This is a genomic window from Roseimicrobium sp. ORNL1 (assembly GCF_011044495.1).
Taxonomy (GTDB): Bacteria; Verrucomicrobiota; Verrucomicrobiia; order Verrucomicrobiales; family Verrucomicrobiaceae; genus Roseimicrobium.
The window spans coordinates 2,764,173-2,783,748 of sequence record NZ_CP049143.1; the positions used below are offsets into that span (position 1 = coordinate 2,764,173).

Annotated in this window: 14 protein-coding genes; 4 read left to right on the top strand and 10 right to left on the bottom strand. The window is 60.3% G+C overall.

Annotated features, from left to right (window positions below; translation table 11 throughout):
• Window positions 1-6: 6 nt before the first annotated feature.
• Complete coding sequence (locus G5S37_RS11245) at window positions 7-1,455, bottom strand: hypothetical protein (RefSeq protein ID WP_165203761.1); 1,449 nt, start codon at window positions 1,453-1,455, stop codon at window positions 7-9.
• A gap of 905 nt (window positions 1,456-2,360) precedes the next feature.
• Here G5S37_RS11245 and G5S37_RS11250 point away from each other — a divergent pair.
• Entirely contained in the window at window positions 2,361-3,209 is an 849-nt protein-coding gene (locus G5S37_RS11250) for an SMI1/KNR4 family protein (RefSeq protein ID WP_165203763.1), read from the top strand.
• 1,344 nt (window positions 3,210-4,553) lie between these two features.
• Here the strand turns inward: G5S37_RS11250 and G5S37_RS11255 are convergent.
• Window positions 4,554-5,459 (bottom strand): LysR family transcriptional regulator, encoded by a 906-nt coding sequence (locus G5S37_RS11255; RefSeq protein ID WP_165203765.1) that lies wholly within the window; start codon window positions 5,457-5,459, stop codon window positions 4,554-4,556.
• Window positions 5,460-5,743: 284 nt separating this feature from the next.
• Here G5S37_RS11255 and G5S37_RS11260 point away from each other — a divergent pair, with 284 nt between their 5' ends.
• The gene (locus G5S37_RS11260; protein ID WP_165203767.1) at window positions 5,744-6,640 is read left to right on the top strand and encodes an HAD family hydrolase; all 897 of its coding nucleotides are present in this window, start codon (window positions 5,744-5,746) and stop codon (window positions 6,638-6,640) included.
• 631 nt (window positions 6,641-7,271) lie between these two features.
• Here the strand turns inward: G5S37_RS11260 and G5S37_RS11265 are convergent.
• Entirely contained in the window at window positions 7,272-7,829 is a 558-nt protein-coding gene (locus tag G5S37_RS11265; protein ID WP_165203769.1) for a hypothetical protein, read from the bottom strand.
• Window positions 7,830-8,122: 293 nt separating this feature from the next.
• Between G5S37_RS11265 and G5S37_RS11270 the strand changes: the two genes are divergently transcribed.
• Window positions 8,123-9,382, top strand: coding sequence for a PEP-CTERM sorting domain-containing protein (locus G5S37_RS11270; RefSeq protein WP_165203771.1), 1,260 nt, complete (start codon window positions 8,123-8,125; stop codon window positions 9,380-9,382).
• Window positions 9,383-9,521: 139 nt separating this feature from the next.
• Here G5S37_RS11270 and G5S37_RS11275 read toward each other — a convergent pair whose 3' ends face one another.
• From G5S37_RS11275 to G5S37_RS11295, 5 genes are all read right to left on the bottom strand, one after another.
• Window positions 9,522-9,794: a hypothetical protein gene (locus G5S37_RS11275; protein WP_206026398.1), complete on the bottom strand. Its 273-nt coding sequence runs from the start codon at window positions 9,792-9,794 to the stop codon at window positions 9,522-9,524.
• Window positions 9,795-9,837: 43 nt separating this feature from the next.
• Window positions 9,838-10,278 (bottom strand): VOC family protein, encoded by a 441-nt coding sequence (locus G5S37_RS11280; protein WP_165203775.1) that lies wholly within the window; start codon window positions 10,276-10,278, stop codon window positions 9,838-9,840.
• 562 nt (window positions 10,279-10,840) lie between these two features.
• Window positions 10,841-11,485, bottom strand: coding sequence for a lipocalin family protein (locus G5S37_RS11285; protein WP_206026399.1), 645 nt, complete (start codon window positions 11,483-11,485; stop codon window positions 10,841-10,843).
• Window positions 11,486-11,884: 399 nt separating this feature from the next.
• On the bottom strand, window positions 11,885-12,175 hold the full coding sequence (locus tag G5S37_RS11290) for a hypothetical protein (protein ID WP_165203777.1): 291 nt from the start codon (window positions 12,173-12,175) through the stop codon (window positions 11,885-11,887).
• On the bottom strand, window positions 12,172-12,522 hold the full coding sequence (locus G5S37_RS11295) for a hypothetical protein (protein ID WP_206026400.1): 351 nt from the start codon (window positions 12,520-12,522) through the stop codon (window positions 12,172-12,174). The genes G5S37_RS11290 and G5S37_RS11295 overlap by 4 nt, the downstream gene beginning before the upstream one ends.
• Before the next feature lie 76 nt (window positions 12,523-12,598).
• On the opposite strand from G5S37_RS11295, the gene G5S37_RS11300 reads away from it, so the two are divergent.
• A complete protein-coding gene (locus G5S37_RS11300; protein ID WP_165203781.1) occupies window positions 12,599-14,914 on the top strand; it encodes a DUF1549 domain-containing protein in 2,316 nt (771 codons plus the stop codon).
• Between the two features lie 386 nt (window positions 14,915-15,300).
• Here G5S37_RS11300 and G5S37_RS11305 read toward each other — a convergent pair whose 3' ends face one another.
• Entirely contained in the window at window positions 15,301-18,111 is a 2,811-nt protein-coding gene (locus G5S37_RS11305) for a hypothetical protein (protein ID WP_165203783.1), read from the bottom strand.
• A 550-nt stretch (window positions 18,112-18,661) separates the two neighbouring features.
• The gene (locus G5S37_RS11310) at window positions 18,662-19,489 is read right to left on the bottom strand and encodes a hypothetical protein (RefSeq protein WP_165203785.1); all 828 of its coding nucleotides are present in this window, start codon (window positions 19,487-19,489) and stop codon (window positions 18,662-18,664) included.
• Window positions 19,490-19,576: the final 87 nt, after the last annotated feature.

Below are 19,576 nucleotides of genomic sequence, written 5' to 3' on the forward strand. Positions count from 1 at the left end.
GCACCTTCATTCCGGCACCAGCGCTCGCACCAGGTTTCTCAGCCGTGCAGTCGTCGCATGTGGATCCACGCCCAGGCGCCCCAGCAGATAGGGGAGGGCGTGCTCCGCCTTGCCTTTGCACGCCATCACCACATCGGGCAGCGTCAGTGTCATCGGCAGGCCCTTGGCGAAGTACTTCTGCAGCATTGCGCTGTCATCCCATACCAGTACCAGCCCGAGGAAATTGCTGAAGGAGCCGCCGTGCGCATGGGAGCTGAGGTACCACGGCACGTGGTGCCAGGGCGCCAGCGGTAGCAGGGAGCCCGCAGCCTCCCACAGTTCCTGCAGGTGCTCCTTCTTTCTGACGTTGATGTCGAATCCCCATGCCCATCGCTGCGGCAGCACTTCACGCTTCATCTCCTCGGTCAGGGGCTCGCGGGCAAAATAGCCTCCCTCAAACTTGGCCCCTCTTCTCAGCAACGCATCCACCCAGGAGCGGTCGCGCCACACCCACGCCGTATGCAGCGGTTTGTTCAGCCCTTCCAGCGGATGTCCCTGCACATCGGGACCATGCTCGAGGATGATGGCCGCCATGTCCTCTCGTTCCTTCCGCTCCCCGTTCTCATCCTTCTCTGGCAAGCAGTGTGTGGAGGAGTCCGAGAAGGGCGACAGGCTGTAGGAAAGCGCGGAGAACCACTCGTGATAGTCACTGGCGAGATTGATCACCGGGATGTTCGGATCCGCCCCATGCTCCAGGCAGTACCGCGCCACGGCTGGGTTTCGGGAGCGCACCGCACACTCAAAGAAGACATCCGCCAGCGGACGCTCATGGTTGGGAATGTACTTTTCCAACCACGCGCTGGTACCACCGCCACGATTGCGCGGAATGGTCATGGCCCGCAGGTCCTGGCCGCTCACCGTCCTGAGGAAGAGGTCATTCTTGTTGAAGTAGATCGCATTGCACACAAAGGCCGCCAGGCTCTCCTCATCCCATGCCACTTCCGGATCCGAGTATTCCGGCAGCCACTTGTCCGGTGTTCCCATGCGGAAAAGCCAGGAGGCTCCCGCGAGGTAGTGCGCCTTGCCCCGCGGATGCAAGCGCGGCCAGAGCAGCAGGCCCAGTCGTGGCGCCAGGTACTCGCCTAGGGACCATGGTCGCTCCAGGCACAGGGTCTCCAGCTCCGGTGCCGGGGTCTGGTATTTGTCCCAGTAGTCCATGAGGACTGACCAGGGCTCGCGAGCTTTCTCCTCCTCGGAATCGCGCGTGTGAAAATACATTCGCCCCCGCTCGGCCATGAAATCCATCCTCCCTCTGCGCACCTCCGGCCCGGCCTCGCGGATGCCGGCCACGGTGGCGCGCATCACTTCATCGTTGACGCGTTCCAGTCGGGCCCTTCGCTCCGCCTCCCATTCCGCCTGCCTTCTTTTCACGAATTCGGGGAGATGGTCGTCTTCAGGATTTTCTTTCGTATCCATGGTGGGTTGCCTCACGCATTTTTTCTGCCTGCATGCATGACATCACAGCTCGCCGTGGAGAGCAAGAGTCCTCCTTCTGCTTCCACCCCACGGCAGGTTCTCTCCCGAACGAACCACCGCTCAACCATGGCAAACAATCGCTCACCTGCCGCAACTCCCCGCGAAAAGGGGGGGGAAGCCCGGAGGGCCTTCGTCCACCTGCAGCGCGCATGGCCATCTTGCTGTGCCTGACGTTCCACCCGCCTTCTGAGGGGGCTTGCACCACGGACGAGGGGACTGCCACTCCCACGCTACTGTCCTCCTTCAAGGGAAGGGAGGAGATGCATGAAAACAAAAAAGCCCGCTGGCGCACTCCCATGCAGCCAGCGGGCACACATCAAACACACTTGAATGTAACCGGCCTGACTGAACTCCCATTCGTCAGGCCATACACGATTCGTCCCAAGAAGCTCAAATGCGTGTCTGCGATTTTGTGCGGAGGGGTTTCGTGCCCGGATGGCTACCGGCCTTGATGGAACCAGGAATGCCGATGCGATGGGCCATGCCTGGTTCGGCGTTTCGCGCATGTGCATCAGGTGAAGGACAAAGCGCACCTTCCACATGCCAGATGAAAGTGTCGTCCTTCGATACACCCCGGGGTACTCCATCCCAAATTTGACGCACATGCGCCCCTCGCGAGGCGCGATACCGCTTTGAGCGAAGCCGGGCTCGGGATGGATGTCGGCCTCCTGCGAGTCAGCATCACATCAGTTGGTCACGTCACATCACATCACGCTACGGGCTGTTGTTGTATTCAAGCCCCCACCTTTGTATAAGCTATGCTCGCCGCCTGCGGTTGCTGTTCCTCCTCGTCTCACCTCCCGTTCACGCATTCATTCCATTCATTTCATTTCATCACCGCACGCATGTCCGACCTCACCTTCACCGGCAGCTACCGGCCACTCACCGAACAGGACCTGCGTACCTTTGAGCAGTGGCTGGAGCACCCACTGCCTCCGCGTTATCGCGCCTTCCTCCTGCGTACCAATGGTGGCCACCCGCACCGTCACCGTGCAAGCCATGGCCACCTGGAGGCCTTCTACGCCATCGCCCTGGTTTCAGCGCACGGGCAGAAGTATCCACCTTCGGAGAGACGACTGGGCATGAGCCTGGAAGAGCAGGTGAAATCCATGCTGGATGACCTGCCTCCCAGCGTGATTCCCATCGCCTTTGCCGGCAACGGCGACCGTGTGTGCCTTTCGCTCGAAGATGACCGCATCTTCCTCTGGCAGCACGACGCCCCATATGAGGACTATCCACCCGCGCTGGCAGAACTCGTGCCGATGGCAGACCATGTCGATGCCCTGCTGGACCAGCTCGAGGGTGATACCCCGCCCGAGCCCGAGGAGGAAGTCACCCGGCTCGGTCGATGGGGTGACCTTGAGCTTCTCGATTCCCACCTTGCGAGTGGACATGACGTGAATGAAGTCACAGCGCTCGGGGATTCCCTGGTGAGGAGCGCCGCGTACTACGGAAATCTGGACTTCATCAAAGCCTGCGTACAACGCGGCGCCACCCTGCGCGATCGCAGTCTCCTCCACGTCGCCGCCTTCACCATCGACGCCGAGCTCATGTCCTACCTTCTGGAACAGAAGGTTGATCCCAATGAACTCGATGACAACGGCTATACCCCCATCGATTGCGTGCTGCCCTTTGCCATGAACTCCCCCGCAGTGAAGCTGCTGCAAGAGAAGGGCGGCAAACCGGCCGCATGAGTCATCTCACCCACGGAGGTACCACTAAGACCTGAGGGCCTTTGTCTGCAAAGCATCGAACTACCTGGAGTGATTCATGCGACGAGAGTATCTATGGAACACGGGCATGGCATAGGCCCAAGGAGCGGGAACGCCTCGTTCCCGTGGGTGAAAGGATCTATGGCGCGTATTCGCCAAAGCACTCTTTTGGAGCTCAACGGGTGCTCGACATGCGACATCATCAGGCGTGGTGACCGCTGACGGGAACGGGGCGTTCCCGCTCCTTGGGCCTTCTGCAATACGCTGGGCAGTCTCGTCGCGTGAGAGACCTGTTTTCACTCGCCTTAGTATAAGGCTGCAGCCGGTAACGCGGAAAAAAAGAGCGCATTCGTCCCGGAGGGACACGTGAATATTGGGTCCATGATCCGGTGGTTGCGCTCGTCTAGATTGCCTTCGTTCCTCAGGCTTCACGGTTTGCGCTTCGCGTCCAGACATGCCGCTTACGCGGCAGAGTGTTCGCTACACCGACCGGCTAACATTCCGGCGTCCCCCCGGGACGAGTTGCCAAAGTGCAATCCAATCCGGCTATGGTTTAAATAAAAACACTCTAAACACTTGAGAAAGACTATAAGAAATCGATCACATTCTGAAGCCACTCCGCAGAGGCCTTACAGTATTTCTGCCACATGCCCTCAAGCGGCGAGCTGTTAAGCCATCGAGAAGGTGCCAGGTAGGCATGCATCCAAGTTCCTTCAGGAACGGCCACGCCATGTTTCTGAACCCATGCCCGTACGACAATGGGGAAGCTCAGCACATACAGAACTGGCACGGCCAGCACGGAGAACGTCCAACCCCAGGTTCTCATGGCCTGCATCTTCCGAATCTCTGCCTTTCAGTCAACACGGATCGTGCCCAGCTTGACGTTGAACTGCATCCATCCTCCCCAAGCGAGCACCACCGTCAGCCCATCCGGACATCCACCCGCTCACCGGGTATTCGAAGGCCCTCCGGGCTTCCCAAACAATGGATGTATCCCACGCGTGACGCCTCCATGCACAGGTTACCAAGGTCCCGCCATCGGAATTGGTGGAGGGACACAGTTTCGCCACCAGCGCTTATAGTCGACCAAGGCATCCCCGAAGGACGATTCCTTCGACCATTTCCAGAGACGATCATATGGGCCGCCATACAAACGCGCCCAAACTGGAAACGTCCCTGTCAAAGAGGCGGTCCCGTAAAGATGGGCGGGGCACTCAGCAAGTAGAGCAGTGGAACAGCCACAATGGAAAGCGTCCATTTCATGATTGAATGAGAAGAAACAAAATTGTTTTTAGTCTGCTTCCTTTCCGTTACTTCACACTCACACTACACCACCTCCATCTTCCCATCCTGAATCACCTTCTTCAACATCTTCAGGAACACCGCAATCATCGGATTGGAGTCTCCCTTGTGCCACACCGCGCTCACGGTCCATATCGACTTCAGGTCATGAATGCGGTGAATTTGCACACCCGCTCCGCTGTGTGAGCCAATGCTCTCCGGCAGGATGCTGTAGCCCATGCCTGCCCGCACCATCGCCACCGCCGTGGCCGTCTCCAGCACCTCCTGCACAATGCGTGGGTGAAATCCCTGCGCCGCACACAGGCTCAGCATGTGATTGAAGAAACCCGGTGAGCGCGACTTCGCGATGACCACAAAGGGCGACTTGCTGCAGTCCGCCAGGCGCAGCTTCCGCCCGGGCTCATGCGGGAGTCGCGGCGTCACCAGCGCGAGTCGATCCTTCACCACCGGCATCGCCTGCGTTTGAAATCCGATGCCCGACGGCAGCGGCATGCGCATGAAGGCGATATCGATCTCTCCCTCACGCAGCGCCTCCGCCTGCTCCGCAGAAGACATGTCGCGCAGCAGGATTTCCACACTGGGCACCGCCTCACGCAGGCGCACCACCGCACGCGGCACCAGGTCCAGCGTGGTGAAGCCAAAGCCGATGCGCAATCGCCCCGCGCGCCCCACCGCCATCTTCCGCCCACTCTCCAGCAGCTGCTCAAAGCTCGCAATCACCCGCCGAGCCTGACCCAGCCACGTCTCGCCAAAGGCCGTGAGCCGCGTGCCATGCCGCCCGCGGTCAAAGAGTTCCGTGCCCAGCTCTTCCTCCATCTTGCGGATCTGCTTGGTCAGCGCCGGCTGGCTCAGATGCAGCACGCGCGCCGCACGCCCGAAGTGCAACTGCTCCGCCAGCACTACGAATGAGCGCAGTTCATGGATGTCCATAACGAAAAGTTATCACCGTGATGAGAAAGTGCCATTGGAATTATCAGCCTCCACCCGCTACCCTTGGGCATCATGAAACCAAGTCAGCCAGCGTCTTAGCTGCCGCACCCCGGGTGCAGCGCAGCATCGCGCCGCGCATCACAGCCCGCCTCCTGCGCAGGGAAGCCGGGCGCCTGAGAAGGCAGAAAACAAATCAACTCATGAACCCGTCCTCACGGACGCGGACGCAGGGCACGCGCATGCCCATCAGCTTCAACTTTATCTACAGAAAGAGATACAATTCGATGATTGCTACTTCACTCCTCACACCGACACCTCCCGCACGCACCACTGACCCCGCGGTCTCCGCCTTCTTCAAGGGAGCATCCGCCCCTGCGAAGCGCACCCTCGGCAAGCTCGCCGCCATTGACCTGGACGGCACCTTGCTCGGCCCCGACCACCGGCCCAGCCCGGAGAATATCGCTGCCGTGGCCCGCCTGCAGCAGCGCGGCATCACCGTCGTGATTGCCTCCGGCCGCCACTTCGATGCCATTGCGCCCATCGCCACCCAGCTCGACTCGGTGGACTGGTACGTCTGCTCCCAGGGCGCCGAGGTCACGCACGCGAACCGCCAGACCGTGCTCGAGCGCCAGTACATGACACGCGACGATGTGGAGCTCGCCCTCGCCATGGGCGACCAGCTCGGCCTCATCTCCCTGGTGCAGGTCACCGAAGGCACCGTCACCGATGCCCCCAGCAACCCCATGCTCGCCTATCACGACCGCATCAATGGCAAGTCCGCCTACCAGATCCCGCGTGCGCAGATCCTCGATCGTCAGGTGTACAAGGTCCTGTGGATCGGCGAGCCCGACCGCATCGCCGGACTGCGTCATCTCTCCGAGATCACCTCGCTCCCCATGCAGGCCCTGCACACCGAGCGCGGCATCTTCGAACTCATGCCCCACACCGTGACCAAGGCGAATGGCCTCTCCCGCCTCGCCACTCACCTCGGCCTCGGCGCCTCCGATGTCGTGGCCTTCGGCGACGGCGAGAATGACATCGCCATGTTCAAGTGGGCCGGCGCCTCCTACGCCATGTTCCACGGCCACCCCAATGCCCTCGCCGCCGCCAAGCTCATCTCCCCCAGCGGCCATCCCGCGAGCGCCCTCGCACGAGCCATTGATTCCTATCTCGCGCAGTAACCTGCCACCATCATCCACATCGCATCGTATTGTATATTTCTTATGATACTAACACCCCTCCTCACTCTCTTCCTCGTGCTCCTTCTCGTCATCGAGCTGAACGCCACTCCACCCATCCGGGTAGCCCAGAGGGCCTTCGTCCACCCACATCCCGCCACTCCACCTGCACGGGGCTGACGTTATACCCCATGTGAGTGATATAACGCAAAGCAGCCAAGCAACGAAATAGCAGGGCAACCACAGCATTTACGCACCTCGCGTGATTGGCACGTCTCGTGATATGTCCGACGCGATCCAGTCAGAAGCCTCTCTGAGCGGCTCCACCTTGCGCGAAGCGCCTTGGAGTGCGTGTGCGTAGCACCGCTTTGGGAGGCAACACCGCGAGGTGGATGACGCAGGATCCATTCATAATCCCAAGCGGAGGCCGCAGACTGATCCGTCCTTGTGATGCAAAACTTCCCAGCGTGAGCGCGCCAAGTTGCTCGAAGCTCCGCGCCCAAGAGTCGTGTTCCACCGTCGGGCGTCGCTCAGCTCACGAGACGATTCCCATTGGCTTCACTTCGTGGTCAACCTCACGCCCATGTGCAAAGCGGGACGCCGGCGGTTGGCAAAGCCGGTGCGGAGCGAGCGGTCATGGCTTCCTGGAGTCGCCTTTATCCTTTTCCCGGCGACTCTTCCTAAATGCTCGATACGTATCGACCGTGTCGTCCCAAAGAATGCACAGGATCACAATGACAAGGCCATACATTAGACCAATGGCACCACCTTTCCCCATGGTGCGATAGGCCCACGCAATCGGAGAAACCACGTTGATGCTCTGAACTTTTCCGGACTCGAGGTCCGCAAACTGTTTGCGCGTGCCTTCGGTAAGCCAATATCCGACCAGGGCAACGCCGATGAGAGCTACGACATGAAAGAACAGCTTCGTGCCAGGCCCCATGTTTGATTCTCCGATCTCCGGACTGCTGAAAAATGTTCGTTCCGGCACCTCCTCGCCCTGCTCTCTGCGTTCGGCATCTTTCCTCTTTTGTCGCCGGTCGCTTATCAAAAACCACGCGATAAGACCAAGTGTCGGGATGAGGAAAAATGCCCAGACGCACACAAGGATCACGTCAGGGCGATCAAAGAAGGACTCAGATTGGTCATTCCACGCAGGTCTCATTTTTTTGCAGATTCTGTCAGAAAACATCGCCTGCAACCCCGCCTTGCAGAAAAGTTTCCGCCATTACCCTGCGTGCTCATTCTTCTCCTCCTCGGCTTCGTCCGGGCAGCCCGGAGGGCCTTCGTCCACCCGCATCCCACCACTCCATCTGCACGGGGCTGACGTTCTACCTGTCTCAGTCCCATCGGGTAAGCGGCGCTCATTCCCCTCGATTGGTTTTGACTGCAATTGCAGATTTTGGTAGCATCACCGGTAATGCGCGGGGCGTTGGGACCCTTTAGTCCTGTCCTCCGTGCACAACCCCAAAGGACCACGGTGCCATGCGCCACGTCGGTAGTTTCGGTCTCAGGCACGGCATGGCCATGCTTTCGGGGTACGTGATGGGGACCTTGCTCGCCGGGTGGTTTTGTTGTTTCCAGGGGACGCGGGCGCTCGCGGTGGATTACACGGCCACCTCTGTAAGTGGCGGCACCTGGCAGACCACGGCCCCCTGGTCCGTGGTTCCCACCGGGAGTGTGAATGGCTACCCCAATAACGTCGGCACGGACGTGTTTGATGTCTTCATCCCCAACAACGTCACGTTCGACCTGAATGCGGACGTCACCATTCGCGATATCACCATCTCGAATGGCATGGTCTTCAACAACGCGGCCAACCGGACAATCCATGTCGAAGGCGATGCGGTGGTGGATGGTATCTTCACCACGCAATCTTCCCTGCACATCATCCTGGACGGCACCACGCAGATCAATGGCACCGTCCAGTTGCTGAATGGTGCCAGCGCCTTGAACAACGGCACCCTCATCATCGGTCCCACCAGTACGGGAATCATCGCGGCAGGCGCCGCCGTCGGTCCGATAGGATACACCTTGCGCAATACCGGCACCTTTACGCTGAACCGCGCCTCGGGCGCGAACATGCAGAACTTTGTCATTCAGAATGTAGGCGTCTTCAATGTCTTCCAGGGTGCCGAGACGCAGATCACCTCCTACACCCAGACCGCCGGCATCACGCAGATACTCGGCGCCGGTGGCATGCAGGGAAACAATTTCAGCTTTCAGGGTGGCACCCTCATGGTGGAGGGCTCCGGACTCACCGGCTCTTCCATCAACTTCGCCGGCGTCACGGTGGAAATCGGTCCCGCCGTGGACCAGGCCGGGGCCGTCACCATCAATGGGAATCTCAACGTCAGTGCCCCGAGCACGTTCAACTATGACATCGGTGGCACCACGCCCATCACCCAGTTCGATCAGCTCACCACCAATACCGGCATCCAGCTCAATCAAATCACGCTCTCCATCAGCTTCATCAATGGATTCATCCCCACCGCCATTGATGCCTTTCCCATCCTCCTGGGGAACAATCTCAACGGCCCCTTCGCCAATGAAGTGGGGGGACTCGTGATTCTGCCAGGTGTGGGCCAGTTCGATGTCATCCACAATCAGAACTCCATCGTCCTGACAAACTTCGTCGTGCCCGAGCCCTCCGTCACGCTCTTGCTGGGCATGGCCTCCGCCTGCCTGCTCCTCCGGCGGAGTGCCCCTCGACGGCTTGTCGCACAGGGTGTGGTGGATGAGTGATGAACTGAAATGAAGTGGAAGGGGATGCCTGCGATTGTATCCCAGCACATCCATTCCTGATACACCGTGATGAGCTCCTCCACCGGATGCGCCAGCGTTCATCCAGCGCAGGCGGGCGAGAGCGTTTCAGGCGTGATTATTACGTCACGATAGGTAGTCCGAAGACCGAGGCCCACCACTCGCCATATGGCCGCAGTAACAGGCCAAGGGGCGTGTTGTGAACCACCCACCAATAGGGAGTTTCGTACGCCATGAGCCAATTGGGGACGCCTGGGCCCCACCGGTACACTGCCTGGTGCAGCGGGGCGACCGTGAGGAGGTACACCACAGGCACCGCCAGAATCCATCCCAACGTATGAGCGAGCGTGCGCTTCTCCAGTGCATCGTCATCAGTCACATTCATGGCAAACATATCAGGCACCGTGTCTCCCTTCGAGGAAGGCGGTGCACGCTCATCAGAAAAATTCCTCCGCGAGCGCGACGATGATACCCGCGGGACCTCGCAGGTAGCACAGCCGGTAGGCGTCCCCGTACTGCACCATCTCGCCGAGGAGTTCCGCGCCGTGCTCGCGCATGCGTGCCACAGTGTCGTCAATGTCCTCCACCGCAAACATGATCTGCCGGAGGCCCAGCGTATTTGGCGGAGCGATGGCCGGCTCAACCGTGACCAGCGCAGGATGGTGGTACTTCGTCAGCTCCACACGCCCGTCGCCATCTGGCGTCCGCATCATCGCGATGTCCGCCTGCGTGCCTTCCAGCCCGCAGAGCCGGTCCACCATGTCTCCCTCCACGGATGTCTGGCCCTCCAGCGCCATGCCAAGCGCGGTGAAGAACGCGATGGCCGCCGGGAGGTCCTCCACGACGATGGTGGTGTGATCCATTCTCTTGATTGCCATGACCGCGATATAACACGGGCTGCAGTTCATGCGCAATCTTCCTCTGCCAATGGCTGTGCCAATAGCAGTCGCACATGTTGTTCTCTTCGCGCCTGCACTTCAGGTTGGAGGAGGGCAACCTGTGGAAGTAGCGAACGACCTGATGAAGCCACATGCATCTGGCACGTGGAAGGAGCGCTTTGCGTCTTGGAGTGCGGTGGCAAGCGCTAAGGCGCGACACCGCTTTGAACGGAGGAATCTAGTTCTGATGTTCCGCAGAGCGTTGGAGCAATACAGTGTCCAATGATCCAGCTTGAGTCCATCTTGGAATTGGCACGAGAGAGCGCTTTATGACGCTTCTCTCTCCGCTCAAAGCGGTGTCGCGCCTGAAGCTTGCCACCGCACTCCAAGACGCAAAGCGACCTGGCACGTTGCATGGGCGCGCCGCGCGTCATTTCCCTGTTCCTCTCACCACGTTTTTAGCCGGGCGCCTATACACCTCGCGGGAGGCAACATAACGAGTTGCGTGACGCAGGATCCATCCATGACCCCGCGCGGACGTGCCCACTCATGGCCCTTCACCTCAGCCCTCCTCCGGCACGGACTCATGAGACACCATGATAAGCTCCTCCACCGGGTAGCCCAGCGAGCGTGCGCGGGACTTCAGCTCCACGAGAGTTCCCTCATCCATGTGCGGCGTGCGTGAGAGAATCCACAGGTGGTCCCTGTCCTCGCTGGATACGAGGGCATAGCTGTAGTTCCTCTGGTCCAGTGCAATCACGTGGTACGTCGCGTAGAAAGGGGAGTATACCTTCGACTTGAAGCTGCCCGTGCCCGCATCACCCACCCTCTTCGCATGGCCATCCGAGGTCTTCCATTTGCGGGACTTCGTATCGTAGCCGCGATTGAGTATCAGCATCCCGCCATCCGGGCTCTCGGAGTACGTCGCGGTCACATTCGTCTGGTTGCGCTCAAAGGGGTGGTCCAGCCTTGCGATTTCATACCACCGGCCCTCATAGCGCTTCAGGTCAAAGCCGCGCACCGCGGTCACGGTTGACTTTGCAGGCGCGGAGACACAACTGGGCAGCAGACCCAGCATCAACCCCGCCGCAGCCAGCGAAAGCACCGCGCGAGATGCAGATGCAGACGTAGATGCCCATGCAGTACGAGAGAAAGGGAAAGCGCCGCAGACACGCAGATGCAGGCGGGAAAAGAAAGTCGTTTTCATCACGAGTGAGATGGAGTGAATGGAAAGTGAAAGTGAAAGCGAATGATTCGAAGCGAATCAAGCGCGGTGCAGTGAAGTGAAATGAAGTGAAGGGGGCGAACTGGATTCACCGGGCAAGCAGAACAGGGTGGGGGAGCACCATAGACTCATTTTCCCCATGATCCACGATTCGTTGATCGTGGGGCCCGCTCCTCCACAAAAAGGGACGGTAGGGATGCGCTCCTGCGCGTCCGTAGATAGTGGGCGGAGGGGGAGGGGGATGCCATGTGGTGAGGCCGTTTCGTGCCGTAGTTCCACACCGCCTCCGCCCGCCTGAAGTCGGACGCGCAGGAGCGCATTCCTACCGCCTCACCTTCACCTTCCAATAGCATCTCCTCCCTCTACACAGCATTTACCCACTCACTCCAGCGCGGCACGCCACCACGCTCCATACTTGTTCAGCGGATATCCCAGCGGTGTCTCCTCCGCGACCCAGAGATAGGGTTTCGTATAAATCATCAGCCACGTGGGCGGGCGCTGCGGCACCCCGTACGAGAGTTTGCGAGGCATCGCCAGAAAGAAGATGGGCGGCAGCGTCAGCAGATACAGCAGCGGCACCGCCAGCAGCGCGAGCATCCAGGCCATCCACGCGGAGGATGCGGTTGCGGGTCGCTCATGTTCCCGCTCATCATGGGACGGGGCATCACTCATGGGTTCATTGGTAGAGGGGGTGGCCTTGTGGAATGGTCATCATCAAACAAGGTCATCCACCATATGGTATACCTCACCAGCGGCATGCGCAGAGGTGTCTCCTCAATCAACCAGTCATACGGGGCCGAGTACGCCCGCAGCCACTTCGGTGGATTGAGGATGGCGGGCTGGCCACCGACCTTGAATGTCGTCAGTCTGACCGGTGGCAGCGTCAGCACATACAGCACCGGCACCGTCAGCAGCGCGAGCGCCCAGCCCATATTGCGAAAAGCGGAACGCGATTCCGGGGTGCTCTCACTGTCGCTGCCGTCGGTATTTGTCTGCATGTTCGTCGTTGCAATCATCATGCTTTTGAACAGACAAGGCTGCAAGCCGCAAGAACCCTTCGGCCAAACCCGTATGCGTGCCACTCACACCTGCGACATGAAACTCACTCCTGCCGCCCGCACCCACACTCGCGCCTGCGGTTTCCATTTCCTCACGGTGGCCGCCGCCCTCATCGCGTCCCTCGGTCTCGCGAGTCTTGTCACTGCCGCGGATGCGAAGCCTGTCCCCGCACCCGCACCCACTCTACCATCGTCCCCCGATTCCGCCGCCGTCCAAATCAACAACCACCTCATCGCCCACTGGCAGAAGAACAACGTCACGCCGAATCCACCCGCGAGCGAGGAGACCTTCATCCGCCGGGTGTATCTGGATATCATGGGCCGCATTCCCACCCTGCAGGAGGCCCGCGCTTATCTGGAAGATGATGCCCCGCTCCTGAAGAAGCGTGGTGCCCTCATCGACGCCCTCCTCGCCAGCGAAGGCCACGCACTGCACATGTACGCCTTCTGGGCAGACATCCTCCGCGTGCAGTCGAATGCCAACGGCGGCCAGGGGAACATGACCTCCAAGCCGTATGTCGAGCACGTGAAGCAGCGCATCCGGGAGAACCAGCCGTATGACAAGTTCGTGCACGAGCTCCTCACCGCTCAGGGCAAGGTCTGGCAGAATCCTGCCATCGGCTACTACATGCGCGACCTCGGCATGCCCCTCGAGAATCTCGCCAGCACCTCGCGCATCTTCCTCGGCACCCGCATCGAGTGCGCGCAGTGTCATAATGATCCCTTCGACAAGACGACGCAGATGCAGTTCTACCAGATGGCGGCCTTCACCTATCCCCTGGAGACGAACTACACCGGCATCACCGCGCAGGACACCGTGAACAAGATGCGGCGCACTGCGGAGAAAAATCCCCAGCAGGCCGCGCAGGCACGCTGGCTCGGCACCATTTCAGAAAACCTCGGCGACTTCGTCCGCTACAGCAAGGTGCAGGCCGAGCCGGAGAAGCGCCAGCTCAAGCTTCCGCACGACTATCAATACAGCGACGCCAGGCCCAAGGACCGCATCACTCCCGCCACCATGCTCGGGGAGAAGGTCACCTGCGACCCGCTGAAGGAAGACAGCGTGAAGGCCTTCGCCGACTGGCTCACCTCACCGCAGAATCCACGCTTCACCACCGTCATCGCGAACCGCCTTTGGAAGAAAGTTTTCGGGCGCGGCCTTATCGAGCCGGTGGATGAAATCACCGACCACACCGTGGCGGGCGACCCCGAGCTCATGCGTTCCCTGGAGCAGCTCATGCGCGACGTGCGCTATGACACCCGCGCCTTCCTCGCCGTGCTCTATCGTACCGATGCCTACCAGCGCGAGGCCTCACGCGTGGAGTTGCAGCCGGGCGAGGCTTGTCATTTCACCGGCCCGCTCCTGCGCCGCATGACCGCGGAGCAGATATGGGATTCCTTCATCACCCTCATCAACCCGAATCCCGAGCTTCCCCGCCGCCACGGCATCGATGCGGACATGGCCTCGCGCATCTTATACAAGGGCAAGCTCAGCGATGCCCTTGACCTGCTCGATGCGCAGGAAGTCTTCGACGGCTCCATGAAGGCCGCCCTCGCCTATGAAGCCAGCGCCCAGGAGTCCAAGGTGCTGAAGGACAAGTTCACCGCCGCGCAGAAGGCCAAGGACAAGCCCCTCATGGAAAAGCTCAATGTCGAGATACGCATGTTGAGCTTCACCTCGCGCACCGGCATCCATGACAACGTCGTCGTCCCCGCCGTCGCCCGTCTCTATACGAAGAAGACCGGCCAGCCCGCGCCAGCACCCATCCCGGTGCGCACGCCCACGATGAAGGAACTGCAACAGGCCGGCCAGCAGCGCGACTACATCCCCGTGCCCGGCTATGATCTCGACCCCGCCATCAAGCATGATGAAGAAGCCGCCGCGCAGACTCGCGATGGCATCTTCCGTGCTGAAGCCCAGCGTTATGCGATTCCCTCGACCGATATCGATAAATACATCGCCGCCCGCCGTCATCACGCCGCCGAGTGGAAGCGCGCCGCCGAGCTCGACTCACCCGCGCCGCGCGGGCACTTCCTCCGCGAGTTCGGCCAGAGCGACCGCGACATGATTGAGAACTCCAGCGCCGATGCCGCCATCGCCCAGGCGCTCGTGCTGATGAACAGCTCCATCTTTGAGGAAATCACCAAACGCTACACCCAGCTCGGCCTCAATCTCACCCGCGCGCAGTATCCCGAAGACCAGGTGGACATCATCTACCAAACTCTTCTCACAAGGAAGCCCACCGCCGCCGAGAAAGCCGCCTGGGAAAAAGCCAAAGCCCGCGGCCTGGACAAGCCCGAAGACCTCATCTACGCACTCATCAATACGCAGCAGTTCATCTTTGTGCAGTAGGGAAGGGGAGGGGAGGCGAAGCTCTATAAAATAGGAAACTGTGCGTTGTTTAAACAGGGAGATAGCGCACTGCGTGCCAGCTCAATAAACCAGTTCGCTTTGCGTCTTGGAGTGCGGTGGCACAGGCCTCCCTTGAGGCCGCGACACCGCTTTGAACGAAGGAGTCTCGTCCTGATGGGCTGGGCAACTTGAGTGGAATCCAGCATCCGAAACTTCGACCGTGATTCCGCTCCATCATTCTCATTCTCTCCGTTCAAAGCGGTGTCGCGCCTTAGCGCTTGCCACCGCACTCCAAGACGCAAAGCGATCCTTCCACGTGCCAGATGAAAGGGAACCAGGTTCGTTATTCGATGTGTTGAGACGAATTTTTCGATCTCCCCACCCCCTCACGGATTCGGATTCCCCAGCCGCACACTCTCCGCACGCAACGTCTCACCCGACGGAGACACAGCCTCAATTTCCAACGTCACCTCCTTGTCCCCCGCACGCAGCGGCACGCTGAACTCAAACGGAAACTCCGCGTCATTCTGCGTCTCCTTCCGCCCATCCACCTCGAGGGAGAGGCGCGCAGACTTCACCTGCGTGGCATCCGCGGCGAGCCAGGCATACACCCACGAGACCTCACGACCAAAGGACAGCACCATGGCCTCCACCTCGCCGAAGGGTGTCTTCACGCGCTGATGCGTCACCACCTTCGCATCCGCTCCTGCCGGTTTCGCGTCCAGCTTGTTCTGAAACTCCACCTTCGGCTTCACACCTTCCACCACCAGCGCGGTGATGCCCTTGGGCGAAAGCGCGACTTTCATCGTGCCATTCTCCATCGTGAGAGCTTCTGCCTGCGCCGTGTTGTCCCGCCACACCTTCACGTGCTTCGCACCCGCCGCGCCATCGGCGAAGCGTGCGAGGTCCAGTTGCACCGTCACCTCCTTCAGTTCGCGAGCGCACGCATTCATCAGCGCGAGACACACGGTATCTTCGCCACGTGCGGCGATGTAGTTCACCTGCACGTTGTCCGTCTTCACCAGCCGCTCCGGCATCCAGGGACGCACGTTCGTCTGGTCATAGAACTTGCCCGGCGCGCCGTACACGCGGCTTTGCATGAAGGCATAACACTCCGCGTATTCACCGGGGAAGTCGATGGCGCCGCGCGAGCGGTCGTACGTTTCCGCCATGAGGTAATCCACCACCAGGTTTGCCATGGGCAGCACATGGTTGTAGTGGAAGGAGGTGGTGGGCTTCAGCTCCTCATGCGGATGCAGTGGGAAGTCCGCCTTCTCCTGCGCGGTGGAGTACTTGGTATTGAAGTGATAGCCAGGGAAGTTCGCAAAGCGCCCAATCATCGCGGAGCGTGCGATGTCCCGCAGGAAGGCATCGTCCGTGTCGTGTGCCAGTCGCATGAAGAGCGGCGCATGCGTGGCGAGGTAGAGCGCGAGCCGCTGCACGGTGCCATTGCCCTCACAGGTGAGCCCATGCTCGGACACGCGCCATGCAGGCACCGTCTCCTTCGCCGTAGGCAGCAGGCCGGGCTTGTCGAGATTGCCACGTCGCGGGGCGAATCCATTCTCATTCACCGTGACCTCGCCCTCCGGCACGGAGGGGTAGAACCAGATGAGCTGCGCATATCGCCGCGCGCCACGATGTGCCGCGGCGAGGTGACGCGGATCCTTCGTTTCCAGCCACAGCTCATACAGGTCCTTCCACGCAGGCAGCATGTATTCGAAGAAGGTGCCATTCGCCGCCTCGGTGAAATCCGCGGGCTCCTTGTCGAGTCGCGTGCTGATGTACGCATCCGCCTTCTTCTTCGCGGAGTCCAGCCAGCGTGACTCGCCCGTGGTGCGGTAGAGCCACAGGTCATTCTGCCACGTGGCGCCCTTCGTCACCCAGTCCATGTTCAGTGTGCGGTCCACACCATGCAGCCGCTCCACCTGCGCGCGGAAGTACGGCGCCGCGCCATGCGTGAGACGCTGCAGCACGGCGAGTTCGGAGACTGGCATCGCAGGACCATTCATGCGGCGTGAGGGCACCTGGCTGGACTTCATGCCCTCGTCATTCAGTGCGAAGAGGAACTTCTCCCGCGAGATGAGGAACTCCAGAATCGGCACGCCCTGTTCGCGGAAGAGTCGCTCACTATCCGCCACCGTGGCGAGGCCGATGGGATGCAGGCTGCTCACATTCTTCACCGACCCGGGTGAGTCCGGATAGTGGAAGGCTTTGTTGTGCGGATCAAAGTTTCCCCAGGGGCCGAGCACATAATCGAGCATGTTATCGAGTGCCGTGTTCAGCGAGACGAGCGTGTTCTCACGGCGATCGCGAAAGCCGCACACGTCGCGCGCCACTTGCTCAAAGGTATTGCCGAGAGACCTCTCCGAATGCGCCACGGCGAGCTCAAACGTATGCGCTTGTCCCGCCTTGAGCACGGAGTCCTTTGTGCCAGGAAATGGGGCAAACACCAGGGGCTGCGCTTTCCCCTCCGCATTGCGCACTGCGACGCCGAAGCGGCGAATCAGTGAGCTGGGCATCACAAAGGGGAACTGACCCGGGTCCGCCATCACGCCCAGGGTGCCGTTCTTCGTCTGCACGAGGCAGCCGGGGAGGGTGCAGTGTTCGTCCGGAATTAGGAAACTCTCCTCCGGCAGCCGCCGACCATCCCACACCATCGGCTGCCACAGCTCCTCCACGTCCGCGAGGTCTGCGGCCGGTGCACCGCTGTACGCCACGCTCCACATGCTGGCCTTCTTTGGCGTGAGGGTGTAGCGCAGCTTGAACTCAGCGCACCCCATGGGAAGGGTGAGTTCCGCTTCCAGGTCTGCGAACTCATTCGTGAACTTCCATTTCCTTCCGTACGGTATTTCTTTCACTTGCGGTGCCGTGAAGCGGATGACCTCGCCCGTCTTGAAGACATCCTGCACCGTGCCGCCATCCGCGGTTTTCCAGCCGACCAGGTTGTAGATCGGGTTCTTCCACTTCACCGAGGTGATGGCCGGTGGCTTCGCGTTATATACGGCGATGAACTCCGGCTTGAGGACAACGCTTCTGCCGCTGCGAACGTAGTTGGAGCTCAGAGAACCATCGTTCTCGAAAGTGTACGCCGCCACAAGAGAGAGCGACTGCGCCTGCACAGCCGTGGCAAGCAACACGGTGGCCAGCAGCAGCAAGGGAAGCAGAAGGCGCGGGGGAGTGGGGGGCTTCGAAAACATGCAGTGCAGAAAAGACGGCGCACCGCGCGAAATGTTTTCTCGAAATGAGGTCAACTGTTTTGTCTGTCACCGTCCATCGAAACAATCGTCTCGTGAGATGAAGCTGCCTGACAACAGCACACGGCCCCTCAGCCCACCACCTTGCGCGTAGCGCCTTGGAGTGCGGTGCGGAGCACCGCTTTGGGAGATTGCTCTGGGTGTGGAGCCTGGGGTGATTTGCCTGATGCCACCTCGGCGCAATGCATTCGCCAATCGCATTGCAGCAGGCCCAAGGAGTGGGGTCATTCCTGCCCCCATTTTGGGTTGGCAGTCTCCTGATTCAATTCGCCGCGCCATGTTGCGCAAACACCAACACGCCACGTGTACTCGCTAATACGTTGATGCTTCGCGGCTCTGCTGCTTTGCGATTCACCTCAATCAGCAAAGCTCTGCCCAATCGGCATGCAACACTTCTATGGGGACAGGAATGCCCCCACTCCTTGGACCGCTCCGCCCGCACTACAGCGGCGAAAACTGCGGTTTTGTCGTTTCTTTGATGTGCTAGAGCGCCTTACCTGCTCCCCCTATCCGCCCGCCTGTTATCCCGATTGCCCGCATTCCCATTCGAATTGGATTTCGCATTCCCATTTCCATTCCCACCCGCCTTCGCATCGGATTCCTTGATGCTCTTGAAGACCTTCTGCGCATACGCGCTGCGTTGCTCGTCGGTCATGTCCGGCTTCTGCTCGAAGCGTGCGCGCACCACTTCTTTGAATTTGTCCCGCGCCTTGTCCGAGAGCGAGGCATACATCTCGCGGCCGTTGTCCCCGAGATAGGAGGAGGTGCGGATCTTTCCGCTCGGCGTCATGTGGCTGTTGTTGTTATTGCCGCCGTTGTTGTTCGCGACCATCGGCATCTGGCCAGAGGGCACGTCTGTGCGTCCTTGGTAGGACGTGGGCACACCCTTCTTCGCGGAGCCTGGGGTGATTTGCTCATTGCCATACGCCAGCCGGACTTCCTCAGGGCCAATCATCATGGTCACATGCGCGGTCTTCAGGTCCGTGCTCGGCGCCACATCCTTCAGCGACCAGCCACTCGCATTCGGCTGGTCGGAGACCACAAAACTCTGCCGCGTCTCCCGGTTGTACACGGTGGCCACCGGCTTCCCGTCCACATACGCCACACCCGTGAGCTGGAGCGAGTCCTCCAGGTTCAAGTTCCTCGTGAAAGGCGAGTGCATCAGCAACTCCGCCGTCTCCTCCGGATTGAGGGGCTGCGGCAGATCATTGTCCACCGGCATGGGCGAGGTGGGCACGGTCTCTTCCGCCGCAGCGAAGGCGCCCAGGGAAAGGGTGACCGCAGCGATGGCCAGGAATCGGGAAAAGAAAGAGGTGTGCATCTTCAGGAGAAGTCTGACTGCCCTCTCCAACGATCACGATCCCGCCATCTATCAGAATTTCATCAAATCACATGAACCTCGATGGCG